The organism is Ruegeria sp. AB5 (genome assembly GCF_056542645.1).
The window spans coordinates 1-13,340 of the sequence record NZ_JBQGAE010000032.1; the positions used below are offsets into that span (position 1 = coordinate 1).

At 56.4% G+C, this 13,340-nt stretch carries 15 protein-coding genes; 5 read left to right on the forward strand and 10 right to left on the reverse strand.

Translation table 11 applies throughout. From position 1 onward, the window contains the following. Positions 1-329 precede the first annotated feature (329 nt). The 3 genes from ACR0L4_RS23030 to ACR0L4_RS23040 form a co-directional block, all read right to left on the reverse strand. The gene (locus ACR0L4_RS23030; RefSeq protein ID WP_480515493.1) at positions 330-1,403 is read right to left on the reverse strand and encodes an ABC transporter substrate-binding protein; all 1,074 of its coding nucleotides are present in this window, start codon (positions 1,401-1,403) and stop codon (positions 330-332) included. A 94-nt stretch (positions 1,404-1,497) separates the two neighbouring features. Then, positions 1,498-3,168, reverse strand: coding sequence for a sulfatase-like hydrolase/transferase (locus ACR0L4_RS23035; protein WP_480515495.1), 1,671 nt, complete (start codon positions 3,166-3,168; stop codon positions 1,498-1,500). After that, positions 3,169-3,408 (reverse strand): hypothetical protein, encoded by a 240-nt coding sequence (locus ACR0L4_RS23040; protein WP_480515497.1) that lies wholly within the window; start codon positions 3,406-3,408, stop codon positions 3,169-3,171. A 115-nt stretch (positions 3,409-3,523) separates the two neighbouring features. Here ACR0L4_RS23040 and ACR0L4_RS23045 point away from each other — a divergent pair, with 115 nt between their 5' ends. Both ACR0L4_RS23045 and ACR0L4_RS23050 read left to right on the forward strand, forming a co-directional pair. Further along, entirely contained in the window at positions 3,524-4,906 is a 1,383-nt protein-coding gene (locus ACR0L4_RS23045; RefSeq protein ID WP_480515499.1) for a tetratricopeptide repeat protein, read from the forward strand. A gap of 285 nt (positions 4,907-5,191) precedes the next feature. Further along, the gene (locus ACR0L4_RS23050) at positions 5,192-5,758 is read left to right on the forward strand and encodes a VOC family protein (RefSeq protein WP_480515501.1); all 567 of its coding nucleotides are present in this window, start codon (positions 5,192-5,194) and stop codon (positions 5,756-5,758) included. A 365-nt stretch (positions 5,759-6,123) separates the two neighbouring features. On the opposite strand, the gene ACR0L4_RS23055 is transcribed toward ACR0L4_RS23050, so the two are convergent. Then, positions 6,124-6,354 carry a hypothetical protein gene (locus tag ACR0L4_RS23055; protein WP_480515504.1) on the reverse strand — a complete coding sequence of 77 codons (231 nt, stop codon included), beginning with the start codon at positions 6,352-6,354 and terminating at the stop codon, positions 6,124-6,126. A 96-nt stretch (positions 6,355-6,450) separates the two neighbouring features. Next, entirely contained in the window at positions 6,451-8,043 is a 1,593-nt protein-coding gene (locus ACR0L4_RS23060) for a tetratricopeptide repeat protein (RefSeq protein ID WP_480515506.1), read from the reverse strand. Between the two features lie 163 nt (positions 8,044-8,206). On the opposite strand from ACR0L4_RS23060, the gene ACR0L4_RS23065 reads away from it, so the two are divergent. Both ACR0L4_RS23065 and ACR0L4_RS23070 read left to right on the forward strand, forming a co-directional pair. After that, positions 8,207-8,518 (forward strand): hypothetical protein, encoded by a 312-nt coding sequence (locus tag ACR0L4_RS23065; RefSeq protein ID WP_480515508.1) that lies wholly within the window; start codon positions 8,207-8,209, stop codon positions 8,516-8,518. A 20-nt stretch (positions 8,519-8,538) separates the two neighbouring features. Then, positions 8,539-9,138, forward strand: a complete 600-nt coding sequence (locus ACR0L4_RS23070; RefSeq protein ID WP_480515510.1) for an HdeD family acid-resistance protein — start codon at positions 8,539-8,541, stop codon at positions 9,136-9,138. A gap of 56 nt (positions 9,139-9,194) precedes the next feature. On the opposite strand, the gene ACR0L4_RS23075 is transcribed toward ACR0L4_RS23070, so the two are convergent. The 4 genes from ACR0L4_RS23075 to ACR0L4_RS23090 form a co-directional block, all read right to left on the reverse strand. Further along, positions 9,195-9,695: a DUF6653 family protein gene (locus tag ACR0L4_RS23075; RefSeq protein WP_480515512.1), complete on the reverse strand. Its 501-nt coding sequence runs from the start codon at positions 9,693-9,695 to the stop codon at positions 9,195-9,197. 93 nt (positions 9,696-9,788) lie between these two features. Further along, positions 9,789-10,166, reverse strand: coding sequence for a nuclear transport factor 2 family protein (locus ACR0L4_RS23080; protein ID WP_480515514.1), 378 nt, complete (start codon positions 10,164-10,166; stop codon positions 9,789-9,791). Positions 10,167-10,205: 39 nt separating this feature from the next. Further along, positions 10,206-11,135, reverse strand: a complete 930-nt coding sequence (locus tag ACR0L4_RS23085; protein WP_480515516.1) for a DMT family transporter — start codon at positions 11,133-11,135, stop codon at positions 10,206-10,208. Continuing rightward, a complete protein-coding gene (locus tag ACR0L4_RS23090; protein WP_480515518.1) occupies positions 11,135-12,085 on the reverse strand; it encodes a glutathione S-transferase family protein in 951 nt (316 codons plus the stop codon). The genes ACR0L4_RS23085 and ACR0L4_RS23090 overlap by 1 nt, the downstream gene beginning before the upstream one ends. A gap of 115 nt (positions 12,086-12,200) precedes the next feature. Here ACR0L4_RS23090 and ACR0L4_RS23095 point away from each other — a divergent pair, with 115 nt between their 5' ends. Continuing rightward, positions 12,201-13,121, forward strand: coding sequence for a LysR family transcriptional regulator (locus ACR0L4_RS23095; RefSeq protein ID WP_480515520.1), 921 nt, complete (start codon positions 12,201-12,203; stop codon positions 13,119-13,121). A 19-nt stretch (positions 13,122-13,140) separates the two neighbouring features. On the opposite strand, the gene ACR0L4_RS23100 is transcribed toward ACR0L4_RS23095, so the two are convergent. Further along, positions 13,141-13,340, reverse strand: a 200-nt coding sequence (locus ACR0L4_RS23100; protein WP_480515522.1) for a hypothetical protein, incomplete at its 5' end; no start/stop codon positions are given.

Below are 13,340 nucleotides of genomic sequence, written 5' to 3' on the forward strand. Positions count from 1 at the left end.
ACCCGCGTGTCGATCAACAGGCCGGATACATATGAGCGACTTCCGAGAACATGCCAGAAATCAATTGCGAACAGCAGCCGGTACATACATTGGGCCGCAGCCTTCATTTCGACTGAGTAAATGAAACTTGCGTAGATCGCGGAAGTAGTCAACGAAGCCAACCGCTCCCGGCCAGGGAACCCAGATGCATTCTCCAAGGCCCAAAACTTTGCGAAAGGGCCCGTAGGAATTCGAGATTCCAGCGAGATGACGTAATGAAGGTGGAGCGGTAGCCCGGCGCTCTCAATTCCGAATAAGGTGACTTTCTCTATAGCACGAGACATTGACTGCTAATCTACGAGTCTGTGCGTCAGGGGGTGGAACAGGTCCGGCGGATTGCCAATCTCTTTAGTCAGCCCCTGTACGTTGGCATAACGCATGGCGAGATCTAGCTCTTTGCGATTTGCGTCGATGCCATAGCTCCAGAAATTCTCTCCCATCAGCGCGCGGGTGGATCGGAACTCTTCAACCGCCCAAGGCAAAGTGACCCTTAACGCAGTGGTGTCGTCCAGTGAGGTATAGGTGTTTTGCTTGGCATTACTGTACATCTTGAACAGCTGGGCTATTAAGTCGGGATTGGCATCTACCAGCTCGCGTCGTACCGCGATCGCATGCATGATCGGGAACACACCGGTCTTCTTGTAATACGCTTGCTCGGCAGCTTTCACATTGGGGAACAACTGGCGCACGCGCGGATCACCTTGCAAAAACGCCTCAGGGGTGATTGCTGTGATCAGGGCGTCGCATCCTCCGGATACCAGGAGTTCTGACTCGTTTACTCCGGCCGGACCTTTGGTCAACGGGAAATCGTCCGGCAGGAAATGGCGGTTCAAGTTCGGTGAGCCCGGCGCGCCATCCGAGCTTTCGGTGGTTTCAATCCACTGCATGTCCTGAGGATGTACGCCGTACTCGTCAGCCAGCATGCCGCGAATCCAGGTATGGGCGCTATAGCCATAGCCGGGTGTCCCAACCCGCTTGCCTCTTAGGTCTTCAGGTGTGTTGATCCCGGCATCCGCGCGGACATAGATGTTGCGATGGCGAAAGGTGCGCGAGATGAACACCCGCAAAAGCGTGTAGTCGCGAAATCCGTTGTTGATGTATTGGCGGATAAAAGGGATTAGGCCAATCTCGGTCACGTCATAGCGCTGTTCCGGGCCAAAGGCCGACTGCGAAAGAGCGTAGATATGTGAGGTTTCGAACTTCACCTCTCGATCTGGCAACCTAGCACTACCATCCATAATGGCCTGCACGCGGTCATACGCGTAGCCGGCGACGGAGAGGGGTTCGGCGGATGTTGGTGCAGCCAGTGTTGCACTTGCAAACCCAAGGGCCGGAACGGTTGCTAGGAATTGGCGTCTATGCATCTGACAGACCTTTTTTGTGCTAGGGTTGGAACATTGGGCAGAACAGTTTGACAAGCGCAGTTTGGTTCGAACCGCGCTCGCCTGTCTTTCCGACTTAGTTGGCGTTTTTCCACCACATGAAGTGATCGACCAGTTCCACGGTCTCAGGCCTCAAGTTGTCGATCCCTTCGTACGGCCGATCTTTCCCGACAGCCGCATGGGGAAACTTGGCGATCTGTCGGCGATGGCGTTCCAGCATGTCCTGGAAGGACGCACCGGTCCAAATCGCGTTGCCGGGCATGTACAGCTCTTCACGCGGATCACGGTAGAGGTTGTAGACTGCCGAGAACGCACCGCCGACACCGGGGGCAGGCAGGTGCCATTTATATTCGTTTTTCACGACCGAGCGTAGGACCTCGTTTTCATAGATGAACACATAGTCACGGCGCCCAAACCCTTCGCCGTTCAACAACAGCGAGGTCTGATCCACGCCGTCAACAATCCGGTCGCGCGGCAGAAATTCTTCGCCGCCGCCAATGCGGGCAAGTGTCGTGTAGAGGTCCGAAATATGCACGATGTCACCGACCATCGTGTCCTCTTCCAGAACGCCAGGCCAGCGCATGAACGCGTTAACACGCACGCCTCCTTCGAGGTGCTGGCCCTTGCCGCCGCGATAGACACCCTGCGAGTATCCGGTTGTACCGAGATACTGAAGCATCGGGCCATTGTCGCCCATCACGATGATGATGGTGTTGTCCGCAATGCCGAGGCGATCAACTTCCGCCACGACATCGCCGAACCATTCATCCGCGGTTGTCATGCGTTCGACCCAAAGGCCGCCATTCAGGGTCTGGGCTTGTTCGATGTCGGTCTGCGAGAAATTTACAGGCCAGAGGGGCCAGTATTGCAGAAAGAAGGGTTCGTCCCCTTTTGCCAGCTCATCTAGTTGGTCGAGGGCCTGCTGATGATAGCGCAGGTTCATCTCGACATAATCTTCATGGCTCCAGGTTTCGCCGGCTTCGATCCCGACTTCGCGTGCGGTTCCACCCTTTTCGCCTTCAAGCCCATAGACCATGGAGCTGGGCCGAAAAAAGCGATCCTTGTGCAGTGCATTGGACTGCGTGGTCGTGTCGTAGCCAACGATGATGTTCCCATCAGCGCCGTCACGTGTCATGACCGATAGCTGCGCCTGTTGGTGAACGGGAAACGCGGCCCAGTCAAAGCCCTGATTATGCGGATAGGCTTCTTCTATATCGCCCATGTGCCATTTTCCGATATGACTTGTGGAGTATCCCGCCTCGGACAGAACTTCGGCCAGGGTGACTTCAGAGGCGGCAAGCCCCTCACCAGTGGTTGCGCCTTTGGTTTCCTGCATACCTGTGCGCACCGGGTGGCGCCCAGTTGTCACAGCGATGCGTGTCGGGGTACAGGAGGGCTCAGTGTACATCCGCAAAAAGTTCATACCTTGATCAGCGAACTCGTTGATATGTGGAGTTTTGCTGCCGCGAACAAAGGACAACTCGGGAATACCAATCTCGCCAAAACCAAGATCGTCAATCAGGACAAAGATGATGTTCGGAGCCTTGCCGCCGTTTGCTTCGCGGATCTCCAACAGCTTTGCGTCAATTGCCTGATCTTCGGTTTGCCAGCGACCACTGTGTTGCGACTCAAGGATGTAATATTCGCTGTCATGAATGACAGCGCTTTCCTGGGTGAAACCCGGAATTGCGTTTATGGCTAGGGCCATACTTGCAGCTCCGGTCATCAGAAATCTGTTCAAGTTCATCTATTTGTTCTCCTTGCTCTGCATTTGTATCAATTCACAAGCCGAAACGCGGCGTCGAAGCTCATCGGTCAATTCGGAGACAATCCCGGTGAACACCCCCGCCTTTGGGCCGCCCTCTCGCTCGAGTTCCCCCGCAACAGCTTCGAGGTCTTTAGCAATTTCGGTAAGTCGTGAATCGTGTTCCTTAACCCGCATGAATCGGGAAAAAAGGATCGGGTCATGTTGCTCCAGAAAACTCACCTGAGACTCGGCTGCTTGGGTTACATGGTCACAAGATCGCAGTTAGATTTTGCCTTGAGGAAGTGAGTCACCCTAAGCTGGAGGGGTGAGTTCCAGGCGTAAGGTGCCGAAATCAATGAATGATCACGATCCAAAAGCCTCGGGATACACCGGTGGTGAGGTCGGGCTTGTTGAGGCCGAGATGCGCGATGCAATCGCGCGTGTCATTGAAAGCGATTTGTTTTCTAATACACCACGGCTGCGTGAATTCCTCGAATACGTTGCCAATGAGTCCATTGCGGGAAGTAAGGAAAAACTTCGGGCCAAATCGATTGCGTTTTTCGTCTATCAGCGCGATCCGGTGGATGAACGGTCTTCGGCAAACGTGGTGCGCGTGGAAGCACGCCGATTGCGCCGGTTGCTTGAAGATTACTATGAGACTGAAGGGCGCGATGACTCTGTACGGGTTTATATTGACAAAGGCGGCTACGCTCCCCGGTTTGAGCGGCAAGCGCATTTCAAAGAGAAAATCAAACAAGAAACAGTAATAAAACAATACTCTACGATTTCCGAAACAAGGACGCGTGACATTCGCGTTTTTCAGCGCAAGAGGTGGCAACTTGGCGCAATAGGGGTGATTTGCGTCACGGCGCTGTCCGTCGTCGTCACTCAATTGAATGCGCCTCAGGACGCGCCTGCAGACAGGTCACTCAGGGACGAACGCGAAGCGCTCATGGAGCGATCTCCTGCTGCGTTGGAAGCAGCAAACCTTACTGCTCAGGCGCGTGGGTTGATCTATCCGGTTTTTGACGCAGAGCGTCAGCGGTTGACCACAGAACTGTTTCGCGCAGCAATTGAGGTGGATCCGAATTCAGCAGAGGCCCATGCAGGGGCAGCGCAAACGCTGGCATCCCAGGCTTTGCTATCTCTCGCTGGACCTCAGCATGACATGTTTCTGGCTGAGGCAAACCAAATGCTGGAAAGGGCGCTTGAATTAAACGCTTCGCTGGCATGGACCCAATCTGCTGCTGGCTGGGTTGCTTATGTCGGAGGGGACTACGACGCTGCATTGCGGTTTTCAAAGCGCGCCGCTTCGCTGGCTCCGAACGACGGAAATGTGTTGGATTTCTATGGTGTCATCGCGATCATGTCTGGAGAATGGGAAACCGCAATAGATGCGGCGTCACAATCCAGAGCCCCCCTTGGCGCCAATACCCGCTATGCCGATCAGAACATCCTCGCCGCTGCACGCTTCCACATGGGGGAGTATGGTGAAGCTGCCCGTCTCATCGAAGCCAACAGTGCGGAAGGCGGGCCAATGTCGGCGCCAGTCGTGATGTATCTTGCAGCGACCTATCAAGCGATGGATCGCGAGCGTGATGGGCAGCGTATATTGGCCTTGCTCAACGAAGATTGGCCCGGAATTCCAGCAGAGCGCATCCTCAAGCGCCTGCATCGCGATGACGAAAATGCGATGTCTGTTGTGAACCGGCTGCGTGCACTTGGCTGGGATAGATGACGTTTTGGACAAAACCAAACTTCGAAAATACACCAAACTAGTTTTTTCAAGTCTTGCCAGAAGTTCAGTCTCACCGGCCTTTGAGCTAGCTTTGTGAATGACTAACCAGCACTCAACCGGGGCATCTAAAACTTGCGTAGTCCTAGGTTGTAAACTTGTATCCCCTTGCGGCAGCAATGTCCATAAAGGTGCTAGTTCTGCCAGAATGGGATTTTGCCTCCGCAGCGAATGTCTGGTTCTGTGAATGCCGCACTGCGGCGCTGGTGACTGCGGTGAATTGCTGGTATGGGCCGTTTTTCATCGTTGCATGATGGACGTTGCGATTATACACTGCGTCCCCCAGGGGCCGGGTTCGTTTCTCAAAATCAGGTGCTCTTTGAAGGCTGGATTCCTTATGTTGAGGTCGAAGACGTAGATCAGGCCGCCAAACCTGCCGACAAGCTCGAAGGATCGGTAGTGAAACCTCCCTTTGAAGTTCTAGGGGTCGGCCGGAACTGCCTCTTAGGTGACCCGCTTGGCGCGTTCTTTGGTGTATCAGTTTCGCGGCACGACCATCCTGTTCCCGCTCGTCAGTTTACGCACGAACACTACCTGTCCTGCGGCGGAGCATTTCCGGACAGCTATTACCACCAAATGTTCGGATGGCATCTCTCACCTGCTAGAAACGTACCATCGTCACAAAGACAAATCAGTTTGAAAAAAGGATGTGTTGTCGATATGTTCAGCGGAACCTACAGTTGCCAGCAACAACGTCGCGTGGGTGCCGGGTGTTCGCCTCGAGTTTCTCAAAAAAGCACTGAGCAAGATCAACTCAAGCCCAGGTTCAGTGCTTGCTCGTCATCAGAGTATTAAGAACACTTTTGAGCGGGGTCTGGTTTGCGATGCAGCTGGGGTTTTGAGTTATTTCGTCCAGACTTGATGCTCAGTCGCAAGGTTCGCAGTCCATTGTCTATAGCTGCATCCTCAAGTGAGCCAAAATCTCAAATCTGACTGTGGTGCAAGTTTAACGCAATTCCACTTTGCCCCGTTAGTGATAGTAAATTTGGCGCCAGTTTGCGCAATCGCAGCGAAGGCAGGAAAGCGTGCTGCTAGCGAAGTGTGCGAGAACCATAGTTAAAGTTCGGCTAGGTGCGATCGCACTTGATAGTTGTTTGAATTGCAAGCACGCGTCATCCTGACTCGAGGCGGCTTCGTTTGGGTTTGTGAAGAAGGGCCGGCTATTCCAGAAATTCGTCAATGGTCGAGGCGACATCAACGGCGGTTTTTACATCGGATATGCTGGTGTTCTCAAAGGCGCTGCCGCTTTCGACACTTGGCTTTAGCCGGTCGAAAATGGACAGGACTTCCTCTTCGAGTTTGACCGGCTTTTCTTCGGACCAGCCGGCTTTGGTCTTTGCGATATCCGTCGCGAGTTTCATCAGATCAAGGCGCTGAGGCAGAGTTAGCATTGGTCGTTTCCGAGTTTTGCTGCGATTTCCGAACCTTCCTATTCACAGCTTTAGAACGGGCGGAGTGAGTCACCGTTACATCCTGACAATTGGACCTTAGTCCAACGCCCCGGTGGCGCGCAGCGCATCGGTCATTTTTTGTGAGATATCCGCTGGAATATGCCAGATCGCATAAAGTGTCCGGACAAATCTTGCTACGTCGGGAATGTTAGTTTTCAGGGCCAACAGGGTTGAACCTAGGTCGGCATCCGGTTCCGTGTAAGGGACGCACATAAGTTCAAGCACTTCAGAACCGTTCCACATGCCACCACCGACTTTGCGGGCCGCTGAACGCGCGCCGCTATAATCACCGTTTATAAAACAGATCAGGAACGTGCTTGCATGGTACCAGCCGGGCGGGTTGGGGCTTAATTCGATTGCGCGGGAGCTGAGTCTGACGGCCTGATCGAGATCCCGGCGCACGGCAAAGCAGGCTGCCAGATCGGCCAGCATGTCCGGATAGTTCGGATTGGCGCGCAAGGCTTTATCAGCCGCGTCTTCAAAGCTTTCGAACTCGCCGCGATGAAAATGGGTCAGAAACAACGCGTGCTGGCCGGTGGCATTCAGCGGATCCAGAGCGACCGACTGCTGTGCGGCCTCCAGCGCGCGATCAAAGGGCGGGGGGGATTTACGAAAATTGAAACCGCCGCGCACTTCGTCCCCGTAGACAATCGCAAGCATCCCCCAAGCCCCGGCATATTCAGGATCTATCTCAACGGCGCGCTCCAGCAGGTCGCGGACCTTCTTGTGTTTTTCGGCCGTCGGCTCACGCCAGTATTCGGTGGCCAGCAACCGGCACTGATAGGCATCCAGCGTGTGCGTCTGCGCCCTGCGCTGTACGGCACCCGTTCGATGGATCACACCATGGGGTTCCGCGATTTCCGTGGCGATCCGCGCGGCGATGTCGTCCTGAATTTCAAACAGGCTGTCCGCGCTCAGGTCGCGGTCATAAGTGTCGGCGGAAACCTGTTGACCGGTTTCCGCATCAATCAACTGGGCGGTCACGCGCAGCTTGTTGTTCCAATGACGTACGCTGCCTTCAACCAGATATTGGACGTCCAGTTCGCTTCCGACCGCGCGCGGATCGCGGCCGCGCCCGCGAAAGCGAAAGGTGACGTGCCGGGACAACACGCTCACCTCGCGAAACCGGGCGATGGCCGAGATGATTTCCTCGGTAAACCCGTCGGCCAGATATTCCTGCGACGGGTCTCCGCTCAGGTTGTCAAAGGGCATCACGGCAACAGCAACCCGGCCGGTTGCTGTCGGGGGCGTTTCGGCATCGGTCCGGCGTTCGGGGTCAAATGCGATCTCAAAAACCGGGGTGTAAGAACCTTTGGGAATGTGAATCCTCACCGGGTCTTCGCGCCCTTCCTGTGCGTAGTAGAGATCCAGCCGGCTGCGCATTTTGTTGGCCTGAACCCGGACGATCGTGTCGATTGTTGGGTCGAAATCCTCGGGCTTGTCGAACACGTCAATGCCGATCGCGTAGCCTTTCAGAGCCGCCGACCGGCCGGCCAGCGCCTCGTTGACAATATGCGACAGAAAGCGGTTCAGGCGGGTTGTTTCCGCGAAATGCGGACTGACGAGGATGCGCTTCAGCTGTTCCTGAATAGCGCTTGGATCGATGGCAGAGCTTACTTTGGCAAGCATGTTTCCCTCCGTCGCTCAACTTTGTCCGATGACGGGCCGCGTCACAAGACAGCGCGGTGGTTTAACCGTGACTCACTCGGATGCGGGCCGGGGATTTGCGAGGGTCCGGGTCATGGCGCTCAATCGGGCCCAGAAAACGTATGACACATGAAAGGACTGAACCATGACAACATTTTCCGAATTCGTACAGAAAGCCAAAGACGACTATGTCCGTGTCGAGGACGAGCTGAAATCGTTCGAACAGAAGGTCAAGGACGCAGGCGACGCGACCGACAAGTGGACCCAGGAGCAGGTCACAAAGCTGCAATCCGATCTGCAGGAAGCAAAAGACAAGGTCACCGACCTGGCTGACCGCATCCAGCAAGAAGGCGAAGACGCCGTGACGGACGCACATGATCAGGCAAAGAACCATTGGGAGGCCTTGCACGCCGCCGTTGCCGCCTATCGTGACCACCTCGACAAGTCGGTCGCCTGACCATAATCCCGGAGGTCAATATGACTGATTCAGTTAATGAAACCATACCGAAACCCGCGCTCATGGAAGAGGCCGCAGGTTGGCAGCCTCGACCGGTCTGGCTGATCGTGCTCGGCGTCGCCATGCTCTGCGTTGGGCTGTGCGCCGTAGCCTTCCCGCTGATGTCAACGCTTGCCGTCGAAGCCTTTGTCGGCGTTGCTCTGCTGGGCGGAGGCATCGTCACAGCGATTCAGGCATTTGCGGAAAAGGCGTGGAAAGGGTTCTTTTGGCTGTTGGCCATCGGTGTTCTGAACGTACTTGCAGGGCTTGTCTTGTTGCTTGATCCGTTCGGCGGCGTTCTGGCACTGACCCTTGCGCTTGGCACGGTTTTTCTGGCTGAAGGCGTGTTAGGGATCGTGATCGCTATTCGGTCGCGTCAGGAGCGGCCCATGGCGCTGATGATCGCGTCCGGCGCGATGGCCATCCTGCTTGGCAGCCTGATCCTGACCGGTATCGTCAATGGCTCGTCCCTTGTTCTGCTGGGGGTTCTTTCCGGCCTGAATCTGATATTCGCCGGTGTGTCCCTGATGTCATTAGGGCTGTCGCAACGGTCCTCGGCGCATGAGGGCCCACAAGCTTAAGCCTGTCCTGGCGGACCCAGAATGGCAGGGGCATTTGATGCTCCTGCTTTCCGTTTTCACCGGGCTGTTGCGCGATTTGCCTGTGCTCGAGTGTCTTCGTAGAGCCAGACCATGCGATCCAGAAACCATAGCTTGCCACCCATAAGCAGCAGCAAACCCAGAAGGGTCGGCCAGATTTGAAGCTGCCAAAGCCCCCAGCACAAAGGGCCGATGCCCGCCGCGCTACAAGCGGCCAGAACAAGGGGCATCCGTTGATGCCTGGCTGGGATCGGCAACTTCGCGCGTGCAAGCCAGATCCGTTCCCCAAGCACTCCCTTGGACATCCAGTTATCAGGGTTGCCCGTTTTGCGGAACGCGCGCGGGTTCCACCATGTCCAAAAGACAACAAAAATGATCGGAAGGAGGCACCACCAGCCTAGCCAAACCCGGCTCCAGACGGCCAGAACGAACAGCGGCGGGATGCTCAGGCGGCTCCAGCCACTCCACGGGTTGGTGTGCTGGTCCCAGACATCGTCGGACATCGTCATGAGCTGTTCCAGAATGCTGCGATCGGTCATCGAACCTTCTTCCGAAGCTGGATCGCAATTATGGCCGCTTCTGCCCGTGTCGGCCAGAGCGGCAGGCAACGCGCGCCGCCCTGACCATGCGCGTCAAAGACCCGAGATATCCACATACACCCGGTAATCCGCGATCCTGTCCTCGCGAAAGTTGAACCGTGCAGCAAAGCGCACGTCGTGTGTGCTTTGGTCCTTGCGCGTGTAGTGTACGGTGCCGTCGCAGAACGCGGTATCGCCGCTGGACCAGATGCCGGTGATGGTATGTTGCATACCCTGGATCGTGGCAAAGAATTCCGCGTTCGCGGCTTGCACGGCTATGCGCCCGTCAATCTGTTCGAAATCGCCAAGCTGGAATTGCACGTCTTCGGTGACATGCTCGACAACGCCGGCTTCGTCGAGCGCGTCAACCGCTGAATAAAGGGACGCGATCCGGGGCGCGTGAGTCGCTGTGGTGGGGGCCGTGATTTGCATGTTTTGGTTTCCTTTTCTGTTTGAAAGTTATCGGTGGGTCTAAGTCTGGTTGGCCTGTGACCGTCGGTGCAGGATCGGCGGGAGTTTCAGGTGGCCGTTGGTGACGGCTAGCCCAAGGAACAGGATTGCGAGGGACCCAAGCAGTCCGAGGCCAAGAGGTTCTCGAAAGACAATTGCCCCGATTGCGATGCCGGAAAGCGTGGCAAAATAGCCGACCTGCGCGAACCCAACGCCATCCGTGTGCCGCTGTACTTCGAAGGTCAGCGCATAGCAGAGCGCGGTGATGGATCCGATGCCGAAGATTGCGCCAAGCAGGGCAGGGGGCACCGAGACGTCGCTGATTGTGCTGCCGCGTCCCAGTAACAGGGCGGAAATCAGCAACAGCTGTGACAGAAGCGTTCCGGTCGCCAGCCCCAACGGATCGCCGCCGGGCGGGTAGGCATAGCTGCGAAAGACGTTGCCGCAGGCCAGAAACAAGGGCCCCAAAAGCGACAGGGCAATCCACGCCGGCTCGAAACCCGACAGGTCAAATCCACCCATGGTGGCAAGGCTGACCCCTGCAAGGCCGATCAGAATACCAATCAGGCGGTGCAACGGCAGCATCCTGCGCGCGATCAGTGCCGTTATCGCAATGGTAAACAGCGGTGACAGCGTGACGAGGGCGGAATAGAACCCAAGGCTTACGTGCTCCAGCACCAGAAACCCGATCAGGGCGCGGCCGCTGACACCGAAAACTCCGGCACCGACATAATAGGGGATGTGCCGCGTGTTGAGCGCCACGCGCTTCTTCGGCAGCAAACACAACGCCAACAGCGCGATGCTTGCCAGCAAAACCTGCCAGAACAAAGCGGTCAGAGCAGATATTCCCGCCATCGAGACGAATTTGGACAAAGTGAAACTGACCCCCACCAGGACGCCGATGGCCATGATCAGCGCGGATACACGGGATCTTCTAACAATATCAGGCATCACGCGGCCCCCATTTCCGGCACATCGGCTGTGCGCAGAGAAGCCGGGCCGATCGGGATAATTCCGCTGGGGTTGATGTTCCGATGGCTGAGGAAATAATGCTGACGGATGTGTGCGAGGTCCACAGTGTCGGCCACGCCCGGCAACCCCATGATGTCGGCCAGATAGCGGGGTAGGGCGACATAGTCGCTGATGCGTTTGTAGTCGGTCTTGAAGTGGGTCACATAGACCGGGTCAAACCGCAGAAGTGTCGGAGACAGCTTCAGGTCAACCTCTGTCAGCACGTCTCCGGCCAGGAACCGGCGTCGGCCAAGCGTTTCTTCAATCGCGTCGAGACAGGCAAAGAGCGCCGTTACGGCCTCGCCAAATGCGATTTGGCAGGTTGCAAACCCGGCGCGATAGGCGCCTTCGCGGATCGGTGACTGAATTCGTTGGGCGATCCGGTCGATATCATCGCAAAGATAGGACGGGCGAAGATCGGGTCCCGCGGCATCGGGAAACGCCGTCTGAAGCATGCGCATGATCTCGGCCGATTCGGTACTGACGATCCGGCCCGTAACCTTGTCCAGTAGCACAGGCACGCTGATCGGACCCGTGTAATCCGGCTTGGCGTGCTGATAGACTTCGTAAAGGAAGCGGGTGCGTTCTACACCGCTTTGATCGTTGAACAGCGTCTGGTCGATGACCCAGCCGTTTTCCGACATGACCGGGTCCATCCATGTGATGCTGAACGCATTGCGTAGGCCTTTCAAAGTTAGAATCAGATCGACGCCATGACACCAGGGGCAGGCTTTGCACAGGTAAAGGTGGTACCGGCCGGGCGTGTTCGGAAACGGGGCGCCCGGTTGCACGCTGATGTGGCTCGTGAATGGGCTTTGCAGGCGGTGAAAACGACCGCCCGTGGCCGGTGGTTTATCACGCAGTATTCCGTTGATGAGCATCTTGGGCATGTCAGCTTCCGGCGTTAACAGGACATGCAGATACCTATTAGGCTTTCTATTTGATGATAATCGTGTGAATCTAGAACTTATAGTTGAGAATAATTCGCCCAACGGATCGCAAAACATGACTGAATTTGGCGCTATCCCCGTTTTTGTTGCTGTGGCGGACCATGGCGGGTTCGCAGCCGCCGCCCGGCATCTGGGTCTTACAAAATCAGCGGTCAGCAAGCGGATCGGCGTGCTGGAGGCCCATCTGGGAACGCAGCTCTTTCATCGGTCGACGCGGTCCATTTCCCTTACCGAGGCGGGCGAAATCTATCTGGCCCACGCGGCGCAGGCGCTTGGCGCAGCGCAGGACGCCGAAGACGCAGTTGCGGCGTTGCAGGGGCAACCGGTTGGATTACTACGGCTCAGTACACCCATGTCCTTTGGACAACTGCATGTTGCGCCTATGATTGCTGCATTCCTCAGGCAATATCCGGGGATCAGAATTGACCTGACGATGGATGACAAATTTGTCGATCTCGTCGAAGGGGGCATCGACGTGGCCTTACGCGCCGGAACGTTGCCGAACTCGGCCCTGATCGCACGCAGGCTCGCCCCGATCCACAGCGTGATTGTCGCGTCACCAGACTATTTGGCGCAGTTCGGAACGCCGAAAACGCCCGAGGATCTGCTGACGCATTCCTGCCTTCACTACGCTTATTCGCGGGATCCGGCTGAGTGGCGCTTGGCCGGTCCCGAAGGCGACGTGCGCATTCAGACATCCGGCGCTTTGCGCGTGAACAACAGCGAGGCCCTGTGCACCGCGCTTCTTGACGGGCTCGGCATAGGTCGCCTGCCGACCTTTATCGCCGGGGCTCATCTGACCAGTGGCCGTCTGGTCAGGGTGTTGCCCGACTATCGCCTGCCTGAACAGGCGCTATACGCCGTCTTCCCTGAACGAAAGCACATGCCAGCGAAAGTTCGCGCGTTTCTGGATTTCGTTGTGGAACGCATCGGGCACGACGTGCCTTATTGGGATATGGATGCAGGTCCGCTTTAGGGACAAGGGCTGATGATACTCAAACATTCAACCTGAATCGACCAAGAACACTCAAAGTGCGGGGCAGTCCGGCAATGTCTGCTTCGGGGAATGCTGCAATGCAGCGTCGGACATATTCGTGAACGGCCTGTGTGGGTGGCGCCTGCATTGCAAGTGTTTTCTGCGTTGATGGCGGCGGTCCGTCAGTACCGTCGTGTGTTCGGCCTGTTGACGCAGCCA